27 protein-coding genes and 1 tRNA gene are annotated in these 25,200 nt (G+C 65.3%); 11 read left to right on the top strand and 17 right to left on the bottom strand.

What is annotated here, in order from left to right; all coding sequences use genetic code 11:
* Positions 1-7: 7 nt before the first annotated feature.
* From BN60_RS28650 to BN60_RS06970, 3 genes are all read right to left on the bottom strand, one after another.
* Positions 8-1,198, bottom strand: coding sequence for a glycine-rich domain-containing protein (locus BN60_RS28650; protein ID WP_177324775.1), 1,191 nt, complete (start codon positions 1,196-1,198; stop codon positions 8-10).
* A gap of 80 nt (positions 1,199-1,278) precedes the next feature.
* Entirely contained in the window at positions 1,279-3,270 is a 1,992-nt protein-coding gene (locus BN60_RS06975) for a hypothetical protein (protein ID WP_020695293.1), read from the bottom strand.
* Positions 3,267-3,824, bottom strand: coding sequence for a hypothetical protein (locus tag BN60_RS06970; protein WP_020695292.1), 558 nt, complete (start codon positions 3,822-3,824; stop codon positions 3,267-3,269). The genes BN60_RS06975 and BN60_RS06970 overlap by 4 nt, the downstream gene beginning before the upstream one ends.
* A gap of 1 nt (position 3,825) precedes the next feature.
* On the opposite strand from BN60_RS06970, the gene BN60_RS28645 reads away from it, so the two are divergent.
* From BN60_RS28645 to BN60_RS29480, 3 genes are read left to right on the top strand one after another with little or no spacing between them, the layout of a single operon-like run.
* Entirely contained in the window at positions 3,826-4,731 is a 906-nt protein-coding gene (locus tag BN60_RS28645; RefSeq protein WP_020695291.1) for an ERF family protein, read from the top strand.
* The gene (locus BN60_RS30740) at positions 4,728-5,255 is read left to right on the top strand and encodes a hypothetical protein (protein ID WP_020695290.1); all 528 of its coding nucleotides are present in this window, start codon (positions 4,728-4,730) and stop codon (positions 5,253-5,255) included. Before BN60_RS28645 ends, BN60_RS30740 begins: the two co-directional genes overlap by 4 nt.
* Positions 5,228-6,163, top strand: coding sequence for a site-specific integrase (locus BN60_RS29480; protein ID WP_177324774.1), 936 nt, complete (start codon positions 5,228-5,230; stop codon positions 6,161-6,163). The genes BN60_RS30740 and BN60_RS29480 overlap by 28 nt, the downstream gene beginning before the upstream one ends.
* A gap of 4 nt (positions 6,164-6,167) precedes the next feature.
* On the opposite strand, the gene BN60_RS06950 is transcribed toward BN60_RS29480, so the two are convergent.
* Positions 6,168-6,242: transfer RNA gene (locus BN60_RS06950), tRNA-Val, on the bottom strand.
* Between the two features lie 126 nt (positions 6,243-6,368).
* Between BN60_RS06950 and BN60_RS06945 the strand changes: the two genes are divergently transcribed.
* The 3 genes from BN60_RS06945 (at position 6,369) to BN60_RS06935 (ending at position 10,571) form a co-directional block, all read left to right on the top strand.
* Complete coding sequence (locus BN60_RS06945) at positions 6,369-7,268, top strand: N-formylglutamate amidohydrolase (protein WP_020695288.1); 900 nt, start codon at positions 6,369-6,371, stop codon at positions 7,266-7,268.
* A gap of 332 nt (positions 7,269-7,600) precedes the next feature.
* A complete protein-coding gene (locus BN60_RS06940; protein ID WP_215905887.1) occupies positions 7,601-9,100 on the top strand; it encodes a M81 family metallopeptidase in 1,500 nt (499 codons plus the stop codon).
* Positions 9,101-9,110: 10 nt separating this feature from the next.
* A complete protein-coding gene (locus BN60_RS06935; protein ID WP_020695286.1) occupies positions 9,111-10,571 on the top strand; it encodes an N-acyl-D-amino-acid deacylase family protein in 1,461 nt (486 codons plus the stop codon).
* A gap of 24 nt (positions 10,572-10,595) precedes the next feature.
* On the opposite strand, the gene dksA is transcribed toward BN60_RS06935, so the two are convergent.
* The 4 genes from dksA to BN60_RS06915 all read right to left on the bottom strand — a co-directional run bounded on the left by dksA (position 10,596) and on the right by BN60_RS06915 (position 13,051).
* Entirely contained in the window at positions 10,596-11,015 is a 420-nt protein-coding gene (gene dksA / locus BN60_RS06930; RefSeq protein WP_020695285.1) for an RNA polymerase-binding protein DksA, read from the bottom strand.
* A gap of 167 nt (positions 11,016-11,182) precedes the next feature.
* A complete protein-coding gene (locus BN60_RS28640; RefSeq protein ID WP_020695284.1) occupies positions 11,183-11,980 on the bottom strand; it encodes an HvfC/BufC N-terminal domain-containing protein in 798 nt (265 codons plus the stop codon).
* Complete coding sequence (bufB, locus tag BN60_RS06920; RefSeq protein WP_020695283.1) at positions 11,964-12,803, bottom strand: MNIO family bufferin maturase; 840 nt, start codon at positions 12,801-12,803, stop codon at positions 11,964-11,966. Before bufB ends, BN60_RS28640 begins: the two co-directional genes overlap by 17 nt.
* Positions 12,804-12,805: 2 nt before the next feature.
* Positions 12,806-13,051 carry a BufA1 family periplasmic bufferin-type metallophore gene (locus BN60_RS06915; RefSeq protein WP_020695282.1) on the bottom strand — a complete coding sequence of 82 codons (246 nt, stop codon included), beginning with the start codon at positions 13,049-13,051 and terminating at the stop codon, positions 12,806-12,808.
* A gap of 101 nt (positions 13,052-13,152) precedes the next feature.
* Here BN60_RS06915 and BN60_RS29475 point away from each other — a divergent pair, with 101 nt between their 5' ends.
* Entirely contained in the window at positions 13,153-13,347 is a 195-nt protein-coding gene (locus BN60_RS29475; protein ID WP_245539815.1) for a DUF3553 domain-containing protein, read from the top strand.
* On the opposite strand, the gene mobA is transcribed toward BN60_RS29475, so the two are convergent.
* Positions 13,295-13,993, bottom strand: a complete 699-nt coding sequence (mobA, locus tag BN60_RS06910; RefSeq protein WP_177324773.1) for a molybdenum cofactor guanylyltransferase — start codon at positions 13,991-13,993, stop codon at positions 13,295-13,297. The two genes, BN60_RS29475 and mobA, sit on opposite strands and share 53 nt — an antisense overlap.
* Positions 13,994-14,039: 46 nt before the next feature.
* On the opposite strand from mobA, the gene BN60_RS06905 reads away from it, so the two are divergent.
* Complete coding sequence (locus BN60_RS06905; RefSeq protein ID WP_020695280.1) at positions 14,040-14,840, top strand: 2-keto-4-pentenoate hydratase; 801 nt, start codon at positions 14,040-14,042, stop codon at positions 14,838-14,840.
* On the opposite strand, the gene BN60_RS06900 is transcribed toward BN60_RS06905, so the two are convergent.
* The 3 genes from BN60_RS06900 to BN60_RS06890 all read right to left on the bottom strand — a co-directional run bounded on the left by BN60_RS06900 (position 14,841) and on the right by BN60_RS06890 (position 17,108).
* Positions 14,841-15,797, bottom strand: coding sequence for an IS481 family transposase (locus BN60_RS06900; RefSeq protein WP_043283700.1), 957 nt, complete (start codon positions 15,795-15,797; stop codon positions 14,841-14,843).
* A gap of 88 nt (positions 15,798-15,885) precedes the next feature.
* Positions 15,886-16,593, bottom strand: a complete 708-nt coding sequence (gene pdeM / locus BN60_RS06895) for a ligase-associated DNA damage response endonuclease PdeM (RefSeq protein ID WP_020695278.1) — start codon at positions 16,591-16,593, stop codon at positions 15,886-15,888.
* Positions 16,594-16,601: 8 nt separating this feature from the next.
* Complete coding sequence (locus tag BN60_RS06890) at positions 16,602-17,108, bottom strand: L,D-transpeptidase family protein (protein ID WP_043284991.1); 507 nt, start codon at positions 17,106-17,108, stop codon at positions 16,602-16,604.
* Between BN60_RS06890 and BN60_RS06885 the strand changes: the two genes are divergently transcribed.
* The 3 genes from BN60_RS06885 to BN60_RS06875 all read left to right on the top strand — a co-directional run bounded on the left by BN60_RS06885 (position 17,107) and on the right by BN60_RS06875 (position 20,784).
* Positions 17,107-17,946, top strand: a complete 840-nt coding sequence (locus BN60_RS06885) for an EipB family protein (RefSeq protein WP_148283337.1) — start codon at positions 17,107-17,109, stop codon at positions 17,944-17,946. The two genes, BN60_RS06890 and BN60_RS06885, sit on opposite strands and share 2 nt — an antisense overlap.
* A gap of 127 nt (positions 17,947-18,073) precedes the next feature.
* Entirely contained in the window at positions 18,074-19,246 is a 1,173-nt protein-coding gene (locus BN60_RS06880) for an SAM-dependent methyltransferase (protein WP_051150098.1), read from the top strand.
* 59 nt (positions 19,247-19,305) lie between these two features.
* The gene (locus tag BN60_RS06875) at positions 19,306-20,784 is read left to right on the top strand and encodes an MFS transporter (protein WP_020695274.1); all 1,479 of its coding nucleotides are present in this window, start codon (positions 19,306-19,308) and stop codon (positions 20,782-20,784) included.
* Positions 20,785-20,786: 2 nt separating this feature from the next.
* Here BN60_RS06875 and BN60_RS06870 read toward each other — a convergent pair whose 3' ends face one another.
* The 5 genes from BN60_RS06870 to BN60_RS06850 are packed head-to-tail and all read right to left on the bottom strand — an operon-like array spanning position 20,787 to position 25,111.
* A complete protein-coding gene (locus BN60_RS06870) occupies positions 20,787-21,866 on the bottom strand; it encodes a DUF1501 domain-containing protein (protein WP_020695273.1) in 1,080 nt (359 codons plus the stop codon).
* Positions 21,867-21,876: 10 nt separating this feature from the next.
* Complete coding sequence (locus tag BN60_RS06865; RefSeq protein ID WP_020695272.1) at positions 21,877-23,433, bottom strand: DUF1800 domain-containing protein; 1,557 nt, start codon at positions 23,431-23,433, stop codon at positions 21,877-21,879.
* Positions 23,434-23,446: 13 nt separating this feature from the next.
* Positions 23,447-23,986 carry a Spy/CpxP family protein refolding chaperone gene (locus BN60_RS06860; protein ID WP_020695271.1) on the bottom strand — a complete coding sequence of 180 codons (540 nt, stop codon included), beginning with the start codon at positions 23,984-23,986 and terminating at the stop codon, positions 23,447-23,449.
* A gap of 1 nt (position 23,987) precedes the next feature.
* Positions 23,988-24,515 carry a hypothetical protein gene (locus BN60_RS06855; protein WP_020695270.1) on the bottom strand — a complete coding sequence of 176 codons (528 nt, stop codon included), beginning with the start codon at positions 24,513-24,515 and terminating at the stop codon, positions 23,988-23,990.
* 50 nt (positions 24,516-24,565) lie between these two features.
* Positions 24,566-25,111: an RNA polymerase sigma factor gene (locus BN60_RS06850; protein WP_148283336.1), complete on the bottom strand. Its 546-nt coding sequence runs from the start codon at positions 25,109-25,111 to the stop codon at positions 24,566-24,568.
* Positions 25,112-25,200: the final 89 nt, after the last annotated feature.

The following is a 25,200-nucleotide window of genomic DNA, read 5'->3' as shown; positions in this document are numbered from 1 at the left end:
GCCTGCCTCACTGGTTGCAGAATTCGGTGATGCGAACGAAGCCGGCCGAGCCGTTGCCGCCCGCTGCCGTCGATGACGTGTTGAAAGCCAGCGCGCCCGAGCCACCGCCGCCCGTATTGGCTGGCGCGTGCGAGCCCGCGACGGTCGTGGATGCAGCGCCGGAAAGAGAAACGCCCGCCGCGCCGCCGCCGACCGGCGTCGAGCCGCCCGCGCCGCCTGAGGGCCATGCAGTGATAGCGTTCTGGCCGCCAATGCCCGGAAGCCCCGGCTGTCCCGCGCGCGCCATGTCGCCAGTCCCGGCCACGCCACCAGCACCGCCAGCGCCATTGAAGACGTTCCCGACCGGGCTCGCCGCGACGCCACCCGAGCCGCCCTTGGCGATGCACAAAGAGCCAACCGACGTGTCGCCACCGGCAGAGCCGTTGTTGGCACCCGCAGATCCCCCCGCGCCCCCCGCGCCCACCGTGACCGCCTTCGATTCTCCAATATCAGCAGCAGTGGCTAGCTTGGATGCGTACCCGCCGCCGCCCCCACCGCCCGACGCCGCAGAGTTAGACGCCGCGCCATTGACGCCGCCACCGCCACCACCGCCGCCGACGCACTCGATGATGCAGTTCACCATGCCGGCGTGTGGGGTGTAGGTGCCGCTGCTCGTGAAGGTTTGTACGTAGACCTTTGCCGCCACCCCCTGCACGAAGGCCGTCGTGGCGATCTTGCGGGTGCTGTTGCCTGCGGCCTGCGTGGCCGCCACATTGGCGCCGGTCTGCATGTGAAAGACCGGAGTGGCTGCCGCCACCTCGATCTCGTACATCCCGCCAGAAACGATATCGTCGGCCACGAGCGCCGACCCATCGGGCCACGTCACCGCGCCAGCGCCGACGCCGTTCACATTCACTGTCACTGCGCCCGTGTTATTGGCCGCGGCCTTGAAGCTGAACATCTGTCCGACTTCGTAGGTCGTGATGCCAGGGGCGGGAGCGATCACGATCGCATTCGCGCTTCCCGTGGCAACGCCGCCATAGGTCAGAACGCCATCCGCCACCTGCCCCAGGTTCACCGAATCGGTCGACGCGGTGCCGTCACCGAGCCCGGTGAGCTTGTTGCCTCCCATCGGCTGGTTGCCGGTGTAGGTCGTCTGCCCGTCCTTCGAGATCGACTGAGAGATCGCGGCGCCCATATCCGACAGGTCGGAGTTCATCGGAGACGAGGCAATCGTCGTCCCCGGCACGAAGGCCGGTTGCGGAAGGAGGTACTGGCCAGATCCGTTGCGGGGCATCTCTACCTCGGTGCCGAGAAGTTGCCGCCAGCCGCGCCCGCTACACCCGCCGCGAAGGGACGGGCGCCGGTCTGCTGGCGTAGGATTTCGTCAACGAGACGAAGCGTTTCCGCGTTCGCCGCCGCGTCGGGATTGGCGAGGAGATCGGCCAGCCGGGAGCGCACGGCCTCGTTGGGCTGCCGCATCTTGGCGTAACGATCAAAGAAGGCTTGAAGGAGCGAGACGGGCGAGCTGCTGCCGGTCGGGATCGTGAGCGCGGCATCGTCGGCAATGGCCGCCGTGCGCTCGGCGGTCTGCGACCCGCCCAGTACCGTCCCCTGCGTCTTGGCAAAGGTGCGCTCCGCTGCGGATCGGCGCATCAGATCGTCGGCAACCTGCGGGCCGTAAATCTCCGCAAGCTTCTGCTGCATGATCTCGTTGTCGGCTATGGCCTTCGCCAGCCGGCGTGTGGACTCGGGCCCGCTCGTGGCCGCGTCGCGCATGACGTTGGTCGAGCCGGTGCGGAAGGACTGCATCTGCGGCCCGGTGGCACCAGGCAAGTCGGCCGCCAGCGCCGCGGGCGAGACACTTACGGCAGCTTCACCTTGTCCGGCCTTCATGAAGTTGGCGCCGCGCTCCAGCCAGTCCGGCAGAGAGGCGATCTGCGCATAGGCCGTGTCGGCCTCGCGGATGGCCGGGTTGGCACTCCACAGGGCCTTCTCCCAGGCATCGCCCGCCTTGCGCACCATGTCCTTGTTTATCGCCTTGCCGCTCTGGAAGGCCGCCTCGACATTCTTGTTGAGCGTCTGCTTCACGAGATGCGCAGCTTCCGCGGCACCAAGGTCCACGCCATACTTGCTGGCGTCCGCGATGATCTGGTCCATGGTTTCGCGGATGGCCGGGACCTTCAGTAGGTCGTCCATCTCGGGCGAGATGTTGAACTGTCCATTGCGCAGCACGGGATCGTAAATCTGCGATCCCTTGGCGCTGCGGTACTTGTCGAGGAACTGCTGGGCGTCGAACATCGAGGGCCGCTTGGCTTCGTCGCCCAGAGTGTTGAGGAAGCGCTGTCCGGTCTGCGCATTACGCTGCCCGAAGGCGGCCGTGTACTTCTCCCCCGCTTCGCCCGGCAGGATCGCACCGAGATTGGCCAGACGGCCGGCGCCCTTGCTGGTATCCGCGAGGAAGGCCCCCTCGCCCAGTTCCGCGAGCTTCTGGCGTGCCTGCGTCGAACCGCCGGAACGCGCCATCTCCGTTGCGAGGCGCTTGACCGCCGCGTCGCCCTCGATGCGATTGGCCGCGCCGCGCGAGCTGTCGGCAATCGTGGCCGCGAGGCTGTCCTGCGTGACCATCCCGCCTTCGGGAGCGGCCGCCGAGAGAGAGCCGGGAACCACCTTCGGCGCGTAGTCATCGGCCTTGTTGGCGATGAAGTTGAGGACCTTGGGGGCAGCTTTCTCGTAGCCGTAGCCGATGGCGCTGCTAACCACGGGAGCGGCCGCGCCGATGGCGCCACCGATCAGTGCGCCGGTGCCACCGCCCCTGAGGCGATTGCCAAGCCCGCCCTCGCCTTCGCCAAATCCCTGAGCCCCACCAAGGGCAGCGCCGGTGGCCGCGCCCTTCGCGATATTCATGGGAAGCGTGGCGCCAGCGAACATAGAGGCCGGCAGAAGCGTCGCCCCCGCGACCGCGCCACCGACATTCGCCGCGGTTGCCGTCGTGGGGTTCTGCTCGGCAAACTGCCTGCGTTCACCACGCTCGCGCGCGAGGTTTTCGTCGTACCGGGCCTGCCAGTTTTCCGCTTGGGAGATGGGGCGTACCTGTGAGATCAGCTCGCGCGCCGGCAGCGTTGCGTCGATGGCCGCGCCGATTTCGTCGCCAAACCCCAAGGTCAAGCCTTGGCCGGCCTCGCGCAGCACGCCCTTCGCATATCGGCCCGCGCGGTCCAGGAACGACGCCTGGGGCGCGTCCTGCCACGAGGTGCCGCCCTGCACGATGGGAGCGTCCTGCCAGCTCATGGCTTGACCCTCGTGGTGCCGTCCGGGGCAATGAAAGTCGTGCCGCTCGGCAGCTTGGCGTAGTCGTCATTGCCCGTGATCTTGGGCATTTGGCCGGGGGTGGATTTGGGCGCTGGGGCGGGTCCGGCGACCGGGGCCTGCGGACTCCCGCCACTGCGCACGTTGAACAGAATGCGGTCGGGGTTCAGGCCGTAGGACTTGGCAGTCTCCGTATAGGCACGCGTGATTTCGTCGTTGGATGCCTTCAAGGCGCCGAAGCGCGATTCCAGTTCGCTCAAGAGCTTCTGACGTGTCTCGGGAGAGAGCATCGCCTGTCCGTTGAGCTGGCCGATATACCCGGCCAGACGGTCGGCCACGCTCGCCGTCGCCACCACGCCCGCCGTCTCGCTCTCGCGGACTACCGACTCGGGGTCCATCATCTTGGCGAAGGCGTACACAAGGTTGAGGTCGGCCGCGCGCGTCGGGCGCGTCGCCGCGTCCTTGGCCGACTCCAGCATGGGCACGACGGTGCGATACGCCTTGACCGCCGGTTCACGGCCGTAGTCGTCACGCATCTTGCCTTCGTTCTCGAATGCCTTTTGTGGTCCCTCCCAGGAGATTGCCAAGCTGGCGGCGGCCCTCTGCAAGGCGCAGTCGGTCATCGAGGGCGCGAAGAAGGACTCTAACAATCCGCACTTCAAGACCAAGTATGCCGACCTGTCGTCGGTGTGGGAGGCCGTGCGCAAGCCCCTGACCGACAATGGCCTGTCCATCGTGCAGTTTCCGCGCACCGTCAACAACGGCGTGGAGATCGAGACGACCCTGCTCCACACTAGCGGGGAGTACATGAGCGATGTGCTCTGGATGCCGTGCACGCAGATGAATGCTCACGGCGTCGGCTCTGCCATCACCTACGGCCGGCGCTATGCCCTGATGGCTGTGGCTGGCGTTGCCCCCGAGGAAGATGACGACGGCAACGGCGCGGCAGGTCGCAATGGTGGCGACGAGCCCCATAAGCCCGGCGTGGGCTCCGCGAACGCTGGCACCGATTTCCGGCCCGCACGTCGCGGCTCGATGATGACGGCCGCCACCGATTCCATCAAGGATGCTCGCCGCGATATCGAGGCCCAGAACGGCCCGCGCCGCAACACCGGATCGAACTGGGTCGACGAGGCGCGCAACGACGGCACTCTCGACGAGACGCGCGAGAAGGGTGCGCTGCCCGGTAAGCCTGCCGCGCCCGGCAAGAAGTCGGCTGCCGAGAAGGCCAAGACCTGGACCGACAACGCCATCCAGACAATCCGCCTGCCCGGCCAGCATGTCGGCTCCCTCGACAAGTGGTGGAAGGAGCAGCAGGTGGTTCCGGCCGGCGCGAAGTTCTCGCCTCTCGGCTGGCTGGAGGAAGCCGCGCCGGAGGAATACGAGCGCCTTCAGGCCGCTTTCGATGAAGTCCGCAGCAACGCCCAGCAGGTGGCAGCATGAGCAACATCGGTCACAACCAGCCGCCCCTGGCCGAACGGCTGGATATCGATCACGCCTCGCTGGCCCAGCAAGCGGCCGACGTGCTCGCCCTGGAAGCCCTGTCGCCCATCATGGTGGACGATGATCTGGCCGACTATAGCGAGCGTGCCAAGTCCCTGAAGGGCGTCCTCTCGATGATCGAGAAGGCTCGCAAGGGCGAAAAGGAGCAGATCAACAAGGACGCCAAGACGGTCGACGGGTTTTTCCAGAAGCTCGCCAAGCCCGTCCAGGACGCCGCTGACACAGCCGTGGCCGCCATTAATGCGTGGCAGCGGGCCAAGCTGGAGGAGCAGCGCCGCCGCGAACGCGAGGAAGCCGAAGCCAACAAGGCACTCCAGATCGACGAAGCCCCGGAAACCCCGGCGCCGGCCAAGGAAGTGGCGCGTGTCGTTTCCTCGGCCGGCAAGGTTACAGCCTCTGCCAACACGTTCTGGACCTTCCGGGTCATGCCAAGCACTTGCCGAGCGCCGAACGGGCAAACATAGCCATCAAGCACCTGAAGGAATTTTACGGGTCCGGCACGGTGTCTCTCGTGAATGCCCGCAGCCACGCGCGATACGTTGCCCAATGCGTTGCCGAAGGGAAATCCCCCGGCACGATCAATCAGCACCTGGTACGTCTGCGGGCAGCCCTGAAGCGCGCCGTGCGCAACGGAGAACTTGCGACCGCTCCATTTGTGCCCGCGCTTGAGGAGCCAGACCCGCGCCCCCATGCCCTCACCCGCCCACAGATCGCCGCCCTGCTCCGTGGGGCGCGCGCTCTAGGGTACGATCACATCGCCCTGTTCATCCGCTTTGCCGTCTATACCGGCGCGCGGCGTGGCGCGATTCTGCAGCTCACCTGGGATAGGGTCGACCTCAAAGCGGGCACCGTCGATTTCCGACTGCCCGGGGTCAATCACTCGCGCAAGCGTCGCGCGGCAACCGGCATTCCAACTCGTCTCGTGGCGAGCCTACGGCGGCTGCGTAAGCGACAGACCGGCGACAACGTCATCCAGTATCACAACGCTCGCAATAGCGACGGCGAGCGACGCACCACCCGACCGATCAAGGGCGTCAAGCGCGCGTTCCGCAATACGGTCGAGGCGGCAAACAAAATGCTGACGAAGGCCGGCGAGAAGAAGTTGCCGCACGTCACGCCGCATGTCCTGAAGCACACCGCAGCATCACTCGCGCTGCCTATAGTCTCTGCATGGATCGTGTCGGGGATGATGGCAACCAGCATGCGAACGCTGCAGAAAGTCTACGGCAAGCACATGATGAGCGACCTGAAGGCCGGCGCGGAGACGCTGGCACATGGGCGGGTACGCGCAAATCACGCGCAAAAACAGCCGCCCAAGAAGGTCGTGCGCAAACCGACCAAGAAGCGTAAAATGCTGCCCCGTAAGGGTTAGGCGATGGTGGGCGCGACAGGGATCGAACCTGTGGCCACTGCCATGTCAAGACAGTGCTCTACCGCTGAGCTACGCGCCCATCGCCTGAGGTTGCTGGGGTGCCTGAGCACCGGCAACGCGGAAGCCCGGTCGTCTACATCGCGGATCGACGGTTGGCAAGAGCGTGAGGCGTGACGCGCTTCGTCGCGCGGGTTATTAGCAGGGGATGAACAATCTCCCGGCTCTGCCCGATCACGAGGCCCTGGATTGCCGCCTTCCGGCACAGCAGGCGGTCCCGGTCGTGGTGGCGTCGCCGCACAGCGGATCGTTCTACCCCCCCGCCTTCCTCGATCAGGCCGCCGTGCCGCTCGCCGCCTTGCGCCGGGCCGAGGATGCCTTCGTCGACGACTTGTTCGGAGCAGCCCCTGCCCTCGGGATGCCGTTCCTGGCGGCGCGTTTCCCTCGCTCCTACGTCGATGCCAATCGTGAGCCCTATGAGCTCGACCCCGGCATGTTCGACGGCCCGTTGCCGCGGGCGCTCAACCATCGCACGACGCGCGTGGCTGCAGGTCTCGGCATGATCCCGCGCGTGGCCGCCAGCGGCGAAGCGATCTATCGCGGGCGCGTGCCGTCGGAGACGATCGAGGAGCGGCTCGAAACCTGCTGGCGCCCCTATCACACGGCGCTTTCGATACTGCTTGAACGGACCTACAGCACCTTCGGCGGCGCGTTGCTGGTCGATGCCCACTCCATGCCCTCCTCGGCCTCCAATTTCGGTACACGGGACCGCGACAGCCGCGTCGACATCGTGCTGGGCGACAATCACGGCGAGTCTTGTGCGCCGGATCTCGTTGCGTGCGCCGAGTCGTGGTTTCGCGCGCGCGGCCTGCGTGTTCTGCGCAACCAGCCCTATGCCGGCGGCTTCACGACCCAGTGCTACGGCCGCCCTTCACTGTCGCGCCACGCACTGCAGATCGAGATCAATCGCGCGCTCTATATGGATGAAGCACGCCACGAACGACTGCCCACGATCGGCGTGTTCACCAAGCTGATCACCGGGTTTTTGCAAGAGATGGGCAGTCAGTCCGTCGAGATATTGCTGCCTCACCGGCTCGCCGCCGAGTAATCAGGCACTGGGCAAAAAAAAGGGGCCGTGACAAGCACGGCCCGAGTTTAGGGAGGAAACGCCCAAGACGGGCATACAGCAAACAAAGAGGCCGCCGAGGCGGCGTTTGCTGCCCCCTAAGAATGGTGCACCTGCGAAGGGATTTCAAGAACAAAAAAGAGCCCTGAATTCACATGTTTAACGTCTGTTGATGTGCGTATTTGGGTGTGTCTTTTTTGCAACGCACAATAATCATGGGATACAGCTTTGCACTGGGTGCATTGCTTTTGCAGAATCGGGCCTGTGCATTTTTGTAGGGTATTCAAAGGCTTGAAGCCTGGATGGAGGACGAGTTGGCTAAGAAATTTGTCGTTGCAATGATGATGCATGAAACGAACACCTTCTCTCCCCTACCCACACCCATAGAGTCCTTCGCCCGCGCCGGGTCCCTGAGCGGCCCGATGGCCATCAAGGAAGCCGAGGGCACCAACACCTCCCTGGGCGGCTTCATCGACGTCGCCCGCAGGGCGGGCGCCGAATTCACCGTTCCCATGGCGGCGTCGGCCAATCCCTCGGGTCTGGTCACCAAGGCTGCCTACGAGCAGATGACGACGGCAATCGTCGACGAGGTGAAGAAGGGCTGCGATGCGGTCCTGCTCGCCCTGCACGGCGCCATGGTCGCCGAACATTACGACGACGGCGAAGGCGAGCTGCTGAACCGCATCCGCAAGATCGCCCCCGACGTGCCGATCGCCGTCGCGCTCGATTTCCATACGCAGATGACCGACGCCATGATCAACGGCGCCAGCATCATCACCGGCTATCGCACCTATCCACACATCGACATGGGCGACACGGCGCAGCGCGCCGGCCGGACCCTGATCCGGATGCTGGCGGGCGAAGTCGAGCCGAAGATGGTCTGGGGCAACCGGCCGATCATGAGCAGCTCGCTGGTCCATACGCCGTCGCGCGAGCCGATGAAGACCTTGATGGGCATGGCCAACCAGGCCGAGGACACCGGCCAGGTGTTGAACGCCTCGGTGTTCGGCGGCTTCCCGCAGGCCGACATCCCCCATCTCGCCCTCTCCTCGGTGATCGTCTGCGACAAGCGCACCGCCGAAGGCGAGATCCTGCTGAACAAGATCCTCGATACCGCCTGGGAGAAGCGCGAAGGCTTCCTGTTCCATCCCGAGCCGCTCTCCGTCCAGGTGGCCCGCGCCAAGTCTTATGACGGCGGCCCCGTCGTTATGGCCGACCACGGCGACAACACCGCCTCGGGCGGCACGCAGGACGTGATGAGCGTCATCGAGGAAGCCATGAAGCAGGACCTCGAAGATGCATGCGCCGGCCCGATCTGCGACCCCGCCTGTGTCGAGCAGATGATCAAGGCCGGCGTCGGCGCCGAGGTGACGCTGGAGCTCGGCGGCAAGATCGACATGCCGGCCATGGGCCTGAAGGGCAAGCCGCTCAAGGTCACCGGCAAGGTGAAGGCGATCACCGATGGCCAGTTCGTGGTCACGGGCCCGATGGCGACCGGCACCACGGTGCGCATGGGCCGCACGGCCGTGCTCGACACCGGCAAGATGCAGATCGTGGTCTCCGAGAAGCGTGCGGAGCCCTACGACCTCGGCGTATTTACCCACTGCGGCATCGATCCGCGACGCAAGAAATACGTGCTGATTAAGTCGCGCCAGCATTTCCGTGCAGGCTTCGAGCCGATCGCCAAGCATATCGTCATGTGCGACGGTGACGGCTGCACGGCGTCCGACCTCAAGCTGTTCAAGTACACACGGGTCAAGCGGCCGCTCTATCCGTTCGACCTCGACATGCGGCTCGGCCGCAACGAAGCGTAGGAGTTTCGACATGGCTGCTTATGATGTCGTCATCCGCAACGGCCAGGTGGCCGACGGGACAGGCAAGAAGCTCTTCGCCGCCGACGTCGCCCTGAAGGGCGATCGCATTGCCGCGGTCGAAGCCCCCGGCTCACTCAAGGGCGACAACGAGATAGACGCCAAAGGCAAGGTCGTGGCGCCGGGCTTCATCGACGTGCACACGCACGACGATACGGCGCTGATCGACAATCCCACCATGGCGATGAAGGCGAGCCAGGGCGTGACCACCGTCGTGTGCGGCAACTGCGGCGCTTCGGCCGCACCGTTCACGCGCGACGATATCGGCCACTTCCTGACTCTGATCGTCAAGAAGCCGGAGAATGTCGCCAAGAGCTTCGGGGAGTTCGCCGGCAAGGTCCAGGCGGCCAAGCCCGCCATCAACGGCGCCTTCCTGATCGGCCACTCCACCCTGCGCATGAACGCCATGGGCGACAATCTCGCCCGCCAGGCGACGGCCTCCGAGATCGGCGTCATGCGCGACCTGCTCGACCAGAGCCTCGAACAGGGCGCCATCGGCATGTCGAGCGGCCTGTTCTATCCGCCGGCAATGGCGGCCTCCACCGACGAGGTGGCCGAGATCGCCAAGCCGCTCGGCAAGTGGGGCGGCGTCTACACCGCGCACATGCGCGACGAGGGCGACGATATCCTGAAGTCGATGGACGAGACCTTCGAGATCGGCCGCCGTGCCGGCGCCGAGGTCATCGTCTCGCATCACAAGTGCTCGGGCCGCACGAACTTCGGCCGCATGAAGGAGACGCTGCCCAAGTTCACTGAGGCGATGAAGCAGCAGCAGATTTCCTTCGACGTCTATCCCTACGTCGCGGGCTCGACCATTCTACGCAAGGAAATGCTGGACCGTGCCGACAAGGTGCTGATCACCTGGTCCGACACGGTGAAGAACGTGAGCGGTCGCGATCTCAAAGAGATCGCCCAGGAAATGGGCTGCTCGATCTACGACGCAGCCGACCGGCTTCAGCCCGCCGGGGCGATCTACTTCATGATGGACGAGAAGGATGTGCAGAGCGCGATGGCTCACCCCGGTGCCATGATCGGCTCCGACGGCATCCCCTTCGACACCCACCCGCATCCGCGGCTCTGGGGCACCTTCCCGCGGGTGCTGGGCCACTACTCGCGCGAGCTGAAGCTCTTCCCGCTGGAAGATGCTGTGCGCCGCATGACGTCCTACTCGGCGCAGCGCTTCCATCTCACCAAGCGCGGCGAGGTGAAGCCCGGCTTCTATGCCGACATCTGCATCTTCGATCCGGCGACCGTGATCGACACGGCAACCTTCGAGAAGCCTATCTCGCCGGCCAAGGGCATCGACACGGTGCTGTGTAACGGGGAGGTCGTCTGGCGCGACGGCAGGGTCGGCAGCGGCCGCGCCGGCCGCGCGCTGCTGCGCCAGGATCTCCAGAAGGAGGCGAAGGCCTGAAGGCCTTCGCACTCTTTCAAAAGATCAGCCTTCGTCGCGGCGCGTCCGCTCCATGCGTTCGTGGCGCTCCTGCGCCTCGACCGAGAGCGTAGCGATAGGACGGGCTTCGAGACGCTTCAGGGAGATCGGCTCGCCGGTCTCTTCGCAGTAGCCGTAGGTCCCCTCCTCGATCGACTTCATCGCCTGGTCGATCTTGGAGATCAGCTTACGGAAGCGGTCGCGGGTCCGCAGTTCAAGAGAGCGATCGGTTTCGGCAGTCGCGCGATCGGCGAGATCGGGCTGAGCCAGGCTCTCCTCCTGCATGTTCTGCAACGTCTGGTTAGACTCCTCGATCAGCTCGCCCTTCCACTTCAGCAGCTTCTGGCGGAAGTATTCCTGCTGCATCGGGTTCATAAAAGGCTCACGCTCAGTCGGCCGATAATTCTGCGGCAACGTGATCGACATTGTCGGCAACTCCACTCGCAGCGACTACTGGTCCACCGAGGGGACGGCGGACCCTTGAGGCGCGCGGAGTATAGGGACGGTCCTTTGCACCGCAAGAAGGTTCAGTGTCGTTGACTGATTCTAGCCATGCAGTGCAGCATAAGTTGCCACCTGATCAGCCCCTATTTTTACAGGGCTTTTTCGACTCCATCGCCCAAGCGATGTTGCGTTGCAGCAATTGCATTCAAAGCGAGCAGACGCGTGAACGTCGTGGGCAGGTCGAAAGCATCATCGGTTCGAAAGCCAACCTCGGCCGCCCTCTCCAGGGTTTCGCCCCGTCCTACAGCCGACAGAAATGCCTCTTCGGCTTCACTGACTTGGATAAAGGCTGCATCGTCCTCTTGCCGCAGAACCAGCAGGCTTACGCCTCCGGCCCCAAGATCGACGGTCTCGTCTGCCGCCCCTGGTTGAGAGACCCGCCAAATCCGATCGATGGGATAGCTCGAACGGAGGACGGCGGCCCCAGGCGCCAGCGCCAGGGGCAGCTCCGCCACGCGCTCCGCCGACAGCGAGGAGAGGTCAGTGGCCGTCAGATAGTTCGCCGCCAAACTGTGGAAGGCGAGGTTCAGCGCCCAATCGAGGCGGGCTACATCGGCAAGATAAGGCAGGGACTCTGCAGGTTCGTAACCCGCGATGAACCGCGGAAAGCCGGCGCCGTATTCGGCCAGCACCGGCTGGCGCGGCAGATCGCCGTCGACATAGCGCCCGGCCATCGCCCGAAAGAAATCCTCACCGACGATCGCCTGCACGGTCGAGAATGTAGTCGCTAATGCAGCGGCCAGGCTTCGCTCCACGTGATGGCGGTAGACGCGAAGCCGAGCGGCGGCAGGGATGGAATCTCCCACCACAGCCGCCTCCAGCCGCCGCTGGTCCTCGCCTTTCACCATACCGGCGAAGGCTGCCTGCAGATCACGCAGCCCGAGCATCCGCCCCTGTCCTGACCTCCAAGGCACGGCCAGCGCGTGCCGCTTCTTCGAGAAGGATCCCGAGCGCCGGGAGGTCGGTGTCCCATTCGATCAGCGTCGGACGAGGCCCATAGTGCTCGAGGACCGAGTCGAACAACGACCACACTTCCGCGCTCACCCGGCTGCCATGATCGTCGATCAGGATCGGCTCGCCGTCGGCATCGTTCACCGCGTGGCCGGCAAGATGGTATTCGCCGATAGCCGACGCCGGCAGGTCGGCGAGCCAGGCTGCGGGATCGAGCCTGAGATTGTGCGCCGTCACTACGATGTTGTTCACGTCCAGCAGCAGGCCGCAGCCGCTGCGCCGCACGAGCTCGCCCAGGAACGCCGGTTCCGAGAACGTCGAATGCGCGAAACCCAGATAACAGGATGGATTCTCGACCAGGACCTGACGCTTCAACCGATCCTGAAGCCGCTGGACATTGCCCACGACGACGTCGAGCGCTTCCTCGGTGTAGGGCAGCGGAAGAAGGTCGTTGAAATAACGTCCGCCGCTCACGCTCCAGGCCAGATGATCGGAGATCAAAGCCGGCGCGAGGCGCTCCGCGAGAGCTGCGACGCGTTCGAGATGAGCGTTGTCTATTCCCTCGACGGAGCCGAGCGACAGGCCCACCGCGTGGAGGGAAAACTCATAGTCGGCCCGCAACCGCTCGATGTTCTGCAGGGCCGGCGATCCGGTGAGATAGTTCTCGGCATGGACCTCGAGAAAACCTGTCGCCGGCCGGTCATGCGCCACCTCCGCAAGATGCGGCGAGCGCAGGCCAATGCCGGCGACGGCGTGCATGCTCAGCCAGCAGTCAGCTTGCCGCCGACGATCTTGTCACAGGTGCCTTTGGGAACAGAGATCCAGGCGTCGCTCTGATGGTCCGTCTTCGACGTGCCGGCGCAGGACGACTTCGCCGTCTGGCAGTCGTTCTTGCCGGCCTTGGCTACGCCGTAGCACTTCTCCATGTTGCCCTGCGCCTGGACGGTGGCCGGCAGTGCAAGGGCGGCAGCGAGAGCCGTGGCAATGGCAATGCGGGTCGTGTTCATGAATTTCTCCCTGACATGGCGGCATGGATTATATAGGCCAGCTTGAGCTCACCAGCCCTCACACGCGGGCTATCGTAGCCACAGCCTGGAGTCACGCAAACTTGTTCGACAAGCCCGGCAATGCCTTACTTTCGCCCGGAGACTTCGTGCGCCACGCCGACCGACCGGATTGGGGCCTTGGCCAGATCCAGTCGATTGCCGGACATCGCATCACTGTGAACTTCGAGAATGCCGGCAAGGTCGTCATCGACGGGAACGTGATCGAGCTCCAGTCAGCCGACCTGCCGCGACCTTGAGTTCCGCCGGCGTATTCACGTTCAGAAAGTGTGCGGCCCCGCCGCCCGGCCAGACCAGTTCCTCGAAGACGTAGCGCCGCGCGAACTCGTCGACCCGGCGCACGCCCTCTTCCAGTATCGCCCGCCTGAGATCGCCCGCGAGCTTGACCGACCAGACGGCGAGTGTGTGCTCGCGCCGCTTGCCATGCCGGACCATCAGCACGTCGGGCTCCGGGACATGCATGAGCCCGCAAAGCCGCACGGTCAGGTCGAGCGGCAGGAAGGGCACGTCGGCCGGCGCCGTCAGGATCCAGCCGGCGTGTGGATGCTCCCGCAGCGACCATTCCATTCCGGCCAGGATACCGGCCAACGGTCCCAGCCGCCGTCCCTCGCGCTGCGCCGCGTCCTGGATGTCGGGCGGATCGGCAATCACGGGGACCTTGAGCTTGCGAAAGGCAGGCGACGGGTCGTTCGCCACGACGACCAGATCCATGACCTGCGGGCGGAGCCGTTCGACCACATGCGCCACCATCGGCCGGCCGGCCAGCGGCCGCAGCGGCTTCAAGGGGCCCGGCCCCATCCGTCGCCCCTCGCCGCCTGCCAGGACAACACCGACCACGGCTCCGGCGCGGACCGGGCCAAAATGTTTCGCCGCTTCTGCCATCATGGTGGCACTATGCGGGCCGCTTGAAATCAAGCAAGGGGGGGAACGCATGTCGCTCAGCATCGCCAGGGTCGCGAACTGGCTGAACCAAGTCGACAAGGCGCGTGCCGTCGTCGGCTGGTGGCCCGAACATCTCATGCCTGCAGACGAGCGCACCGCCTACAAGATCCAAGACGCGTTCCTGAAGAAGCAGGTCCTGAAGCAAGGCCCCTGTGTCGGCTACAAGATCGCGCTGACCTCGCCGCAGATCTGGGAACAGACCGGCCTGCGCGGCCCTGCCTACGGACCGATCCGCAAGAAGCGAGTCTTCGAGCACAAGGCTGCCGTCCGCGCCGATCGTTGGACCCGCCTCGGCGTCGAGCTCGAGATCATCCTCACTGTGAATGCCGATGTGCCGAAGCCTAGAGGCAAAGGCTACGACAAGGACTCGATCGCGCCATATGTGGGCGATGCACGCGCCGGCTTCGAGCTGATCGAGGATCGTGGCGCCGACTACAGCCGCCTCACCGTCAATGCCCTGATCATGGACGCAGGCTGGAACGGCGGCTCGCTGCTCGCCAAGCCGAACAAGAACTGGCGCAAGCTCGACCTTGCGAACCTCGACGGCTCGATCTCCTTCGACGGCAAGGTCGTGCGGACCGGCCATTCCGGCGATGTCCTGGGCCATTGCTACAATTCGCTGGCCTGGCTCGCCAACAAGCTCGGCGAGCACGGCAAGCAGCTGAAGAAGGGCATGATCGTTTCGACCGGCAGCATGGTTGCTTGCCAGTTCGCGCCACCGGGCAGCACCGCGACAGGCCGCATCGAGGGCCTGGGTGAGGTCACACTGAAGTACGAGCTGCCGAAGTAGCTAGCTGTGGAGTCTCAACAGGTTATTCCAGGTTAGACCGAGTTTGCTGATGGGCGGGTGGCCGCCGATGCCGGCGTGAGGTCTATGCCAGTTGTATCGTTGGATGAAGACGGGCAACTCCTTGGCGCGCTGCCGCGAGGAGTCGTAGGCACGAGCGTACGCCCATTCTCGTAGAGAAGTTTGGATGAAGCGTTCGGCCTTGCCGTTTGTCTTGGGCGTGTAGGGCTTGGTGAAGATCTGGCGGAGACCCAGCCGCTGACAGGTTTTGCGGAAGGCGTTGGAGCGGTAGCACGAGCCGTTGTCGGTCATGACCCGCTCCACCTTGATGCCGAGCCGTTTGTAGTAGGCGATGGCCGCCTTGAGGAAGGCGACGGCGCTGTGTTTGCGCTGGTCCGGCTTGATCTCAGTGAAGGCGATGCGCGAGGCATCGTCGATGCAGACGTGCACGAACTCCCAGCCAATGCCACGGTGCCGATTGACGGCGCCCCTATAGCGTCCGGTGATGCGATGGCCGATCGAGCCGATTCGGCCGAGCTTCTTAATGTCGAGGTGGATGAGCTCGCCTGGCCGGTCACGCTGGTAGCGCCGCACAGGCTCGGCAGGCTCCAAAGCGCTCATCCTGTTGAGGCCCAAGCGCTTCAGCACCCGGCTGACGGTGGCCGCCGACACACCGATCTCAGTGGCAATCGCCTTACCCGTCCAGCGCTGGCGGCGCAGAGCCTCGATGCGGTTGATCGAGGCTTGCGGCGTCGGCCGCCGCAGCCGGTGCGGCCGCGAACTGCGATCCCGCAGGCCCGCCACCCCTTCCGCTTGGTAGCGGCGAACCCATTTACGCACTGTGCGAGGACAAACGCCTACGGCTTCACTGACGGCCTTCGGCGTTTGCCCACGACAGATCTGGCTGACCATCCGCTCTCGACCGAGCGGCGTCAGCCGGGCATTCTTGTGGATGTCCATTCGGCTCTTCTCCAACGGATCACTGAAGTCTCGACAACCTCAGCTTCCTCGGTCAGAGCCGGATGGACAACCTATTGAAAGCTCACAGCTAGCCCAGCGTCGCGTCCGGCCGCAGGCGCCGCCACGACAGGCGGCGCACGGTGTCGCGGCCGACGACCAGGGCGTCGTAGTCGTCCGGGAAGAGCTGGGCAATTGCCGGATCGAGAGCATTGAGGCCGCCGGCATAGGCGCCGAAGGCCGGCAGGATCAGGCGCCTGCCGTCGGTCAGGAAGCAGCGCCGCCGCAGGCCGCGGCCACGCACCGTAAGCGCTGCCACGGGATGAAAGTGGCCGGAGACCTCACCGTCGGCCGGACCGAACTGCGCCTCGTGGCGAAATACCAGGGGGCCGCGATCGATCTCTTCCGCGACATCGCCCCAGCCGGCGGGCGGCGGCGCGGGATCGTGGTTGCCGGCGATCCATACGAAGCGCGCCCGGGCGGCAAGCCGCTCGATCCCGGCCCGCTCCTCTTCGGGCAGGCGGGCAACGGCGTCGCGGTCGTGGAAGGAATCGCCGAGGCAAACCACGGTCCGCGGTCGCATCGTGTCGATCAGGGCGGTGAGCGCATCCAGGGTCTGGCGCGTGTCGTGTCGTGGCAGAAGCTTGCGGGCATTGACGGCATAGGAGGAACCCTTCTCCAGGTGCAGATCGGCAACCGCCAGCAGCCGTTCCGTGGGCCAGTAGAGGGCCCCCATCGGCAGCGCCTGCAGCGTCTCGCCCGCGCAAGTGAACTCAAGACCATTCATGGCCGACGTCATGGCCAACCTCATGGATAGATCACGACCCGCGCCCCGGTCGGCACCAGGGACCAGATCTCGCGGATCTCCGGATCGGTGACGGCCACACATCCGGTCGTCCAGTCGCACACCGGGTGAGGTGTCCGGAGCTTGCGCCAGCCATTGGGCAGGCCGTGGATGTAGATGTCACCGCCGGGCGGTACGTCGAACGCCGCGGCATGCGCCTTGTCGCGGTCGTCGGGATAGGAGACGCGCAGCGACAGATGAAAGGAGCTGCGGGGATTGCGGGCATCGATCGTGTAACTGCCTTCGGGCGTGCGGCCGTCGCCTTCCCGTTCCTTGTGCTGTTCCGGCGCGAATCCCAAAGCAATGCGATATTCCTTCAAGACCCTGCCCTGGCGCTTCAGCAGCATGCGACGCGCGCTCTTGTACACTTCCACGAGATCGGCCTGCTCCGCCTCCGGCACCATCACAGGCGCCACTGCCGGCGGCGCGAATCCGCGCCAGAATCCCGCCACGATCTCCCGCCAATTCATGGCGCGCACGATTGACCTGTCCCAGCCCCGTGCGCAAGGTGGTCTCATGCGTCGACTTGTGTGTTTTGCCCTCGCGGCCCTGGCCGTCGCACCATCGGGCGCCTTCGCTCAGATGCAGCCGCATCGCGCCGAATATGCGCTTCGGCTGGGCGCGGCAGCCAATGCGCCCCGCATCGGCACGGCCGTACAGGACCTGACGCAGGATTGCGCCGGCTGGCACCTCAAGCGCGACATCCTGACGGAGATCGCACTCACCGCCTCCTGGAAGATGAACCTTTCCTCCAAACTCGATGCCCAGGAGCTGCGCACGGGCAATGCGCTGCGTTACCGGACCGTGCAGGTCCAGAACGGCAGTGCGCGCGAGACCAAGGGGCGCGTCCAGAAATCCGAGAAGGAAATCCGTGCCGAGATCGCCTACCCCGAAGGGCCTCCCGCCCAGTTCACCCTGCCGCCGCCGACCTTGATGCCGGTCGCCGCCATCGACCACCTGATCGAGCGACTGAAGGCCAAGGCTGCCGCCTTCCCCGCCCTCATGTTCGACACCGAAGTGATGAGCGACGTCTTCCTGATCGACGTGACGGAGCTGGAGGATGGCCGGCTGCGCGGATCGCGCCCTGCCGACAAGCCCGTCGCCCTCCCCAAGGTCAAATCCTGGCCCGTCTACATGACGTTCACGCGCGGCCGGCAGCAGGCACAGAAGCCGCTGTTCGCCGTCTCGGCCCAGGTCCTCGAGAACGGCGTGCTGGACCGGCTCACCGTCGAGACCGGGCTGCTGACCGTCACCGCCGACCTGCAGTCCCTGGAAATGCGGCCGGCCGCGACCTGCCCCCGTTCCTGACTAGCCTGGGACGGGCCAGCCGGCCCTCGCGCAATCGATTGCACAAGCAAAACTCACCGTATCCCGAGGAGGTCTGAGGCCGCCGGGTCTTGCATCCGAAACCGAAGCGGGCGAGATTTTTACCGCTATGCCGCTCGCTGCCCGCTTCGTCCTGAAAGCTCTGGATCGACTGTCCCTTGGCCGCCTCACCATGAGGCTCCCTAATGGTCGTGTGCATGTCTTCGGCGGCCCTGAGGCTGCCCCCCATGCCGAAGTCGACGTGAAGGACTGGCGATTCTTCCGCCTGGTGCTGATCGACGGCGATATGGGCTTTGCCGAAGCCTACATGGAAGGCTTCTGCGATTCGCCCGACCTGCCGGCCCTGATTCGCCTGCTCGCCGCCAACGAAAAGGCGCTTAGCAAGGTAAGCCGCACCGGCGCACTGCACACCCTGATGCGCAGGCTGCTGCACCGCCGGAATGCCAACACGCGCGAGGGATCGAAGAAGAACATCCACGCCCACTACGACCTCGGCAACGAGTTCTACAGCCTCTGGCTCGACCCCTCGATGACCTACTCCTCCGCCCTCTACGAGGGCGAGGAAGGCAAGCCGCTGGAAGCGGCGCAGATCGCCAAGTACGAGCGCATCCTCGACCGGCTGGGCGCCCGCCAGGGCGACAGCATCCTCGAGATCGGCTGCGGCTGGGGTGGCTTCGCCGAGGTCGCAGCTCGCCGCGGCATGAGGGTCACCGGCGTGACGATTTCCAAGGAGCAGCTCGACTATGGACGCGCCCGCCTGGAGCGCGCCGGGCTCGCCGACCAGGTCGACCTGCAGTTCTGCGACTACCGCGATATCCAGGGACGCTACGACCACATCGTCTCGATCGAGATGATCGAGGCCGTGGGCGAGCATTACTGGCCCGACTATTTCGCGGCCTTGAAGCGGCATGTCGCCCCCGGTGGCTCGGCGATCGTGCAGGCGATCGTCATCGCCGACGACTTCTTCGAGCGCTACCGCCGCCAGCCCGACTTCATCCAGACCTACGTCTTTCCCGGCGGCATGCTGCTTTCGCCGGCCAGCCTGCGCGAGCAATGCCGACAGGCAGGGCTGAAGGTCGCCGAAATGTATAGTTTCGGCTTGGACTATGCGCGGACCCTGGAAACCTGGCTGGGACGGTTCGACCGGGCGGCCGACCAGGTCGGTCGGATGGGCTTCGACGAGCGGTTCCGCCGGATGTGGCGGTATTACCTGGCCTACTGTGCCGCAGGCTTCTCGACCCGGCGCACAGACGTTTTGCAGGCGCATTTCAGGCATATATAACTGTCGGCAACAAAGGGCCCGCCGCTCGAAGGTGTGCCGAACAGGAAGGCAAAACCCGCGTGCATGCGCCCAAGTCCGGCATCGCCACGATGACGACGTCCGTGAGATTGAGTTTCGACCGCCTGGTCGCCTACTCCACCAATCAGCTCCCCCTGAACATGGCGGCCCTGCCGGTGGTGCTGAACGTCAGCCATTTCTATGGCGAGGTCCTCAAGGTGCCCCTGGGGATCATGGGCCTGATCTTCATCGCCACACGCGTGATCGACGCAATCCAGGATCCCGTCATCGGCCTGATCAGCGACAAGTTCACCCATCGCGGTCCGCGCGGGCGGCTGACCTTCGTGGCGCTGATGCTGCCGCTGCTGATCGGCGGCTTCTACATGCTGTTCCATCCGCCGCAGTCGCTGTTATCGCAGCCGGGGCTGCTCGCGACCTGGCTGTTCGTCGCGCTGTTCGTCGTCCATCTCGGCTATGCCGGCGTTTCGATCAGCTACCACGCCCACGGCGCGGAACTCACCGACGACTATAATGAGCGGACGCGCGTCACCGTCGGCCGCGAGGTGTTCGGACTGTTGGGCATGACCCTGGCCGTGGTGCTGCCGACCTACTTCACGGCGAAACTCGGCGACCACGCAGGCTACGTCTATATGGGGCTGATCTTCATCCCCATCGCCATCCTCTTCGCCCTGCCGACGCTGATCTGGTCGCCGCCGTCGGTGCATCCGCCCGTCGTCCGCGAGGAGCCGGAGACCCATGTCCGCTATTTCCGGAACTGGCTGGTCGGGCTGATGCCTTGGCTCGCCCGGCCGACGCAGAACATGGACAAGAGCTTCACGCTCAAGACCCTCGTGCCGTTCTTCGCACCGATGAAGAACAAGCTGTTCCGCCGTCTGCTGCTCGTATTCATCGTCAACGGCTCGGCGCTCGGCGTCGCCGTTTCGGTGATGTTGTTCTACGTCGAGCATGTCTTGAAGGGCGACAAGCTGCAGGCCGGCATCATCCTGCTGGTCTATTTCGGCTCCGCCGCCCTCAGCGTGCCCTTGTGGCTGATGCTGTCGCGCCGGCTCAGCAAGACCGCCGCCTGGTTCATCGCAATGGTGATGACCGCGGCCGCAATGCTGCTCGCCGTCTTCCTCGGCGCCGGCGATTTCGTCTGGTTCGTGCCCATCGCCATCATCACCGGCCTCGGCATCGGCGCCGACTATGGCCTGCCTCCGTCGGTCCTGGCCGACATCATCAACTCCGACGAGGGCAAGGACACGCGCGGCGACACCGGCGCCTATTTCGGCCTGTGGGCGCTGTCGACCAAGCTGGCTACCGCCATCGGCGCGGCAGGATCGCTGCCCGTGGCGGCCATGCTGGGTTTCAACCCCGGCATGGGCCAGTACAGCAGCACGGCGCTGATCGTGGTCTACATCATGCTGCCGGTCGCGATCAAAATCATCGCCGCCTTGCTGATCTGGTACATCCGCATCGAATCCGAACGCGGCGCGGTGCGCGACGAAATCCTGGGCCGCCGCGCCGGCGCGGCCGCCTGAGGTCAGGCGAGAAAGCCGAGCTTCTGGGGCTGGCGCAGTCCGTAGTCGCGCTGCAGGCCCCAGCATCCCTGCGCCACGGTGGCGAAGACGCTGCGGAAATCGACCGCGTGCTTGAGGTCGCCATCCTGCAGGTCATGCAGCGACGGATAGGCGCCGTGCAGCCCCCCTTTCACGGCGCCGCCCATGACGAACTGCGGTGCGGCAGTACCATGGTCGGTGCCGGCGCTGGCGTTCTGCCTGGCGCGCCGGCCGAACTCCGAATAGGTCATCACGACGACGTCGTCCCAGCGACCGGCGGCAATCAGATTGTGCCGCAAAGTGGCTAGGCTCGACGCCAGATAGGCCAGCAGGCGCTCCTGCGTCGGCGTCTGGTTGGCGTGCGTATCGAAGCCGCCCAGCGCCACCTTGATCGCCACGACCGGCACCTTCGAGGTGATCACCCTGGTCGCAACATCGAGCTGGCGGCCGAGCAGGAACTCCTGCCCGTAGGCTTCGGCCGGTGCCGCCGCCGCGCGCAGCTTGTCGCGCAGGCCCGCCGCCGCGGCATTGATCTCGTGTCGCACGGCCAGCAGGTGACGCAGAGCCGGATTGCCGCCATCGCCCATGTCCTGCGCGTCCTTGAGGTTCTGAGCCTGGCGCAGGAAGTTCTCGGCATCCTGCATCACGATGGTGCGCAGCTCGGGGCCGGTCGAGGGCAGCGCATTGGTGTCGGCCACGATGCAGTCCACGCCCGCGCCCTTGGGCAGGCTGACGCCCTCGAAGGACCGTGCAATCCAGCCTTCGCTCAGCGTCTGGCTCGACGCCGACGCGGTGTCCCAGATCTCGATCGAGCGGAAGTGCGAGCGGTTGGGATAGGGATAGCCGACGCCCTGCACGATCGCGAGGTCACCCGCCTTCCATGACTCCATCAGCGGCAGCAGCTTTTCGTGGAGCCCGACTTTTTCGTCGAGCTGGATCACCCGTTCCCGTGGCACGCCGATGGCCGGCCGCAATTCCCGATACTTGGCATCGGCATAGGGCACCAGGGTGTTCAGCCCGTCGTTGCCGCCCTTCAGTTCGACCAGGAGCAGGATCCGGCTCATCGTCCCCTCCTCACTTGAGCTGATAGGCCGTATCGAGCATCGCCGCGGCAACGGCGGCGCCCGGCGTGCCCGAGGCATCGACCGAATCGATAGGCTGGCGCGGCAGCAGCGTGCGCACGAGGGTCGCGCTGTCGACACCCGTCAATGTCGGCCCTAATCGCACTTCGACGCCGGCGTTACGCAGGCTGCGCCCCTCGACTGGCCGGCGCTCCGCCATCTGCATCTGCACGGTGCCGTCTTCGCCCGCAATCTGCTGCTTGCGATCGGCGCGGCGATTGGGCCGCGGCGCCATCATCATGCCGCCCTCCATCGACGCCACCGTGGTGGCCTCGATCATGCGCCGCAGGAACTGCTGGCGGAGCAGCAAGGTGTAAGTGGTGATCCAGCTTTCGCCGCCCAGCCAGCCCTTCACGTTGGGCGGGTCGAACGGCACCTGCCCCAGCCCCTGCAGCATGCGTACCAGGCCGGTCTTCTCCGGTACCGGCAGGCCGAGCATGTGGACGCTGCCCACGATCAGGTCGACTGGCGATTTGATCAGCGCGCCACGGTTTGCGGGATCGCGGAACGCCGGCGACAATAGCATTGCGCGCACCAGCGGCTTGATCTCGTAGCCGCCGCGGCGGAAATCGGCTGCCAGCTGCTTGACCTCGGCCGGGTCGGGCTTCAGCGACACGAACTCCAGCCACATCTTCTGGACAATGGTCTCGGCCGTCCGTGGATGCGCGAGCAGGATCGCGAGGATTTCTTCGCCGCCGAAACGGCCCGTCTTGCCGAGGAAGGTCTTCTCGCCGTCGTCGTGCTGCCCCTGGCGCTCGATGAACTGTCCGGTTTCGCGATTGACCGACCAGCCGGTGAAGGCGCGTGCCGCGGCCTTGATGTCGGCTTCGGTGTAATGGCCTTCGCCCAGGGTGAAGAGTTCCAGGAGTTCGCGGGCAAAATTCTCGTTCGGCTGACGCGCCACCGAGCGCATGCCGTCGAGGTAGATCAGCATCGCCGGGTCGCGCGCCACCTCCTTCAGGAGGGTCGCGTAGTTGCCCAGCGCCTCGCGGCGGAACAGGGCGTTCTGCCTAAACAGCGCGGGCGCGTAGCGCACCTTCAGCATCGAGGAGGTGAAATGGTTGTGCCAGAACAGCACCATGCGTTCGACCAGCGGCTGGTCGGTCGCAAGCATCTCCTCGATCCACCAGTTCTTGAGTTCGCGGCCCTGCTCCTGGATCGGCCGCACGATCTCGAGCTTCCTGCCGTCGACGCCTTCCTTGCGCTGCGCTTCGGCCGCCTGCTGCTGCCGGCGTACTTCGGCCGGCCCTTGGTTCAGCCACTGCGGCCCCGGCGTCCCGGCCGTGCGCCGGACATTGCCGAGCAGACGGTCGACGGCAGCGGCGTAGTCCAACTGCTCGAAGACATGGATCTCGGCCGGCGTGGCGCCGAATGACGTGCGCGACAGAAGATGCCTTGCCTCGTCGAAGTCCATCGTTGCGGCGGCGCGAGCTGGCGATGCCGACCACAGGCCGGTGGAAAGCGCGGCAATGCCACCCACGAACCCACGACGGCTGAGAGGGAAGGCCATGCGATGCCTCCTGCTACTGGGGCGGACGCGGTGCCGCCTGCTCGCGCGGACGCTGCGGTGTTGACGACACGCCGGCGAAGCGATCGGCAAAGATCACGTACATGCGCTCGCGCTGCTCTGGCCGCAGCTTCGGCTCGAATGCCGCCAAGGTGCGCAGGTTTTCCTTGATCAGCTCGCCGCGCAGCTCGCTCACACGGTCGATCAGGCCCTCGACCTTCGCCAGGTCGGGCTGAGGACGGCGCATTTCGGCGGCGACCTGCTCGCGATCCCGGTGGATCTCCTGCAGGCGTTCGCGGCGCTTGGCGGCATGCTGCTCGATCAGGCTGCGAAACACTTCGCGCTGGCCTTGGTCGAGGTCGAGCTCGCGCGTGACGACTTCGAGCGGGCCGGGCCGCGGTGCTGACCCGGATGGCGGAGGCGGAGGCGGAGGCGGCGGGGCCAGCCCGACTTCGGTCGGCGGCGCGATCCAGCCCCTGTATACGAATCCCGCGATGACGAAGCTGTTCAATAGAAGCGAGAAGATCAGCAGGAGCTGAAGCAGACGCGAGCTCATGTCAGATCCCGTCGGACGTGAAGAATTCGCTGATGTCGGTGGAGACCTCCGACCTTGAGCTGGCCTTTTGGATGCCGTTCACATCACTTTGCTGTTGCGCGAACGACGCGCCGAGCCCGCCGCCCATCGTAAAGCCGCCGACTGCAATGGCGATCGCCGCCATGGTCACGGCAGCAGGCCGCAGGGTCGAAGGCGCCATCCAGTTCAGCAGCCAGTCTCCAAATCCCTTGCCGGCAAGCCTGCGCTCGGCTTCAAAACCAACAAGCGCACGCGCCTGCACGACGACACGCTCCGGCGCGTCGGGCAAGGGCTTGCCCAGGATGTCGGCAATATCGAGGGCAGCGCGCCGCATATCGGGATCGGCCGCCACCGAAGCCTCCAGGCGTGCCATTTCGGCCTCGTCCAGCCGGCCTTCGATCCAGGCCGCGAATTCCATGTCGTCGACCGGCCGCTGGGCGGCGCCATTGGCATCGAGGCTGTGCCACAGCTCCTTGTCGCTCGCGGGTAAGTCGTTACGTTGCGTGCTCATCGCACTCTCCTGGCTCACAATACGTTAGAAAGTCCGGTTTCATCCCCGACTCAGCCGGTCCCTTCGCGGAAATATGCGCGCAACCGGACCAAAGCGCGGTGCTGGGTGCTGCGCACCGTCTGCGGATCGACCTTCAGGAGCTGCGCAATATCGGCAACCTCGCGCTCCTCGTCGTAGAGATACTTCAGGATGAGGGTTTGACGTTCGGTCAGAAGCCCTTGAGGAATCTTGAGTTTTTCGACATGCCGGTCCTCGACGCCCAGCGCGGACTCCGGCACTTCGTCGATCGGCTGAGTGGGACGGCGCCGGCGTCGCGCATGGTCGATGGCCGCCGACCGGGCAACCACGGCCACCCATGTGGATAAACCGGCCCGCGCCGGATCGTAGGTCTTAAGGAGGCGGAAATCCTGGGCGCAGAGCCGAACGAAGACGTCCTGGGCGGCGTCCATGACATCCTCCTCGCCCAGTCCGTAGGGCGCGAGAGCGCGGCGCACCATGGCGTTGATCAGCGGCGCTGCCGCGGCGACAAAAGCGTCCCAGCTACGCTTGTCGCCTCTCACGAGCGCCTGCAGGTCGATCTGGTTGAGGTCCGCCACCTGCACTCTTTCTCGCCGGTCCGCCCTGCAGTCTAACAGGCTTTGTGGCCAAAAGCGGTCCCGCTAAAGTCCCGCCACCAATCCAGGAG

The sequence above is a fragment of the Reyranella massiliensis 521 genome, assembly GCF_000312425.1.
In the GTDB taxonomy this organism is placed as follows: domain Bacteria; phylum Pseudomonadota; class Alphaproteobacteria; order Reyranellales; family Reyranellaceae; genus Reyranella; species Reyranella massiliensis.
This window is presented reverse-complemented; position numbering and strand designations above follow the sequence as displayed.

What these genes read in the sequence shown, in the direction of transcription:
- BN60_RS28650 (WP_177324775.1), bottom strand. Translation starts at nt 1,198, where the DNA reads ATGAACTCCGACCTGTCGGATATGGGCGCCGCGATCTCTCAGTCGATC.
- BN60_RS06975 (WP_020695293.1), bottom strand. Translation starts at nt 3,270, where the DNA reads ATGAGCTGGCAGGACGCTCCCATCGTGCAGGGCGGCACCTCGTGGCAG.
- BN60_RS06970 (WP_020695292.1), bottom strand. Translation starts at nt 3,824, where the DNA reads ATGCGTGACGACTACGGCCGTGAACCGGCGGTCAAGGCGTATCGCACC.
- BN60_RS30740 (WP_020695290.1), top strand. Translation starts at nt 4,728, where the DNA reads ATGAGCAACATCGGTCACAACCAGCCGCCCCTGGCCGAACGGCTGGAT.
- BN60_RS06945 (WP_020695288.1), top strand. Translation starts at nt 6,369, where the DNA reads ATGAACAATCTCCCGGCTCTGCCCGATCACGAGGCCCTGGATTGCCGC.
- BN60_RS06935 (WP_020695286.1), top strand. Translation starts at nt 9,111, where the DNA reads ATGGCTGCTTATGATGTCGTCATCCGCAACGGCCAGGTGGCCGACGGG.
- dksA (WP_020695285.1), bottom strand. Translation starts at nt 11,015, where the DNA reads ATGTCGATCACGTTGCCGCAGAATTATCGGCCGACTGAGCGTGAGCCT.
- BN60_RS28640 (WP_020695284.1), bottom strand. Translation starts at nt 11,980, where the DNA reads ATGCTCGGGCTGCGTGATCTGCAGGCAGCCTTCGCCGGTATGGTGAAA.
- bufB (WP_020695283.1), bottom strand. Translation starts at nt 12,803, where the DNA reads ATGCACGCCGTCGCCGGCATTGGCCTGCGCTCGCCGCATCTTGCGGAG.
- BN60_RS06915 (WP_020695282.1), bottom strand. Translation starts at nt 13,051, where the DNA reads ATGAACACGACCCGCATTGCCATTGCCACGGCTCTCGCTGCCGCCCTT.
- mobA (WP_177324773.1), bottom strand. Translation starts at nt 13,993, where the DNA reads ATGATGGCAGAAGCGGCGAAACATTTTGGCCCGGTCCGCGCCGGAGCC.
- BN60_RS06905 (WP_020695280.1), top strand. Translation starts at nt 14,040, where the DNA reads ATGTCGCTCAGCATCGCCAGGGTCGCGAACTGGCTGAACCAAGTCGAC.
- BN60_RS06900 (WP_043283700.1), bottom strand. Translation starts at nt 15,797, where the DNA reads ATGGACATCCACAAGAATGCCCGGCTGACGCCGCTCGGTCGAGAGCGG.
- pdeM (WP_020695278.1), bottom strand. Translation starts at nt 16,593, where the DNA reads ATGACGTCGGCCATGAATGGTCTTGAGTTCACTTGCGCGGGCGAGACG.
- BN60_RS06885 (WP_148283337.1), top strand. Translation starts at nt 17,107, where the DNA reads ATGGCGCGCACGATTGACCTGTCCCAGCCCCGTGCGCAAGGTGGTCTC.
- BN60_RS06890 (WP_043284991.1), bottom strand. Translation starts at nt 17,108, where the DNA reads ATGAATTGGCGGGAGATCGTGGCGGGATTCTGGCGCGGATTCGCGCCG.
- BN60_RS06880 (WP_051150098.1), top strand. Translation starts at nt 18,074, where the DNA reads ATGCCGCTCGCTGCCCGCTTCGTCCTGAAAGCTCTGGATCGACTGTCC.
- BN60_RS06870 (WP_020695273.1), bottom strand. Translation starts at nt 21,866, where the DNA reads ATGAGCCGGATCCTGCTCCTGGTCGAACTGAAGGGCGGCAACGACGGG.
- BN60_RS06865 (WP_020695272.1), bottom strand. Translation starts at nt 23,433, where the DNA reads ATGGCCTTCCCTCTCAGCCGTCGTGGGTTCGTGGGTGGCATTGCCGCG.
- BN60_RS06860 (WP_020695271.1), bottom strand. Translation starts at nt 23,986, where the DNA reads ATGAGCTCGCGTCTGCTTCAGCTCCTGCTGATCTTCTCGCTTCTATTG.
- BN60_RS06855 (WP_020695270.1), bottom strand. Translation starts at nt 24,515, where the DNA reads ATGAGCACGCAACGTAACGACTTACCCGCGAGCGACAAGGAGCTGTGG.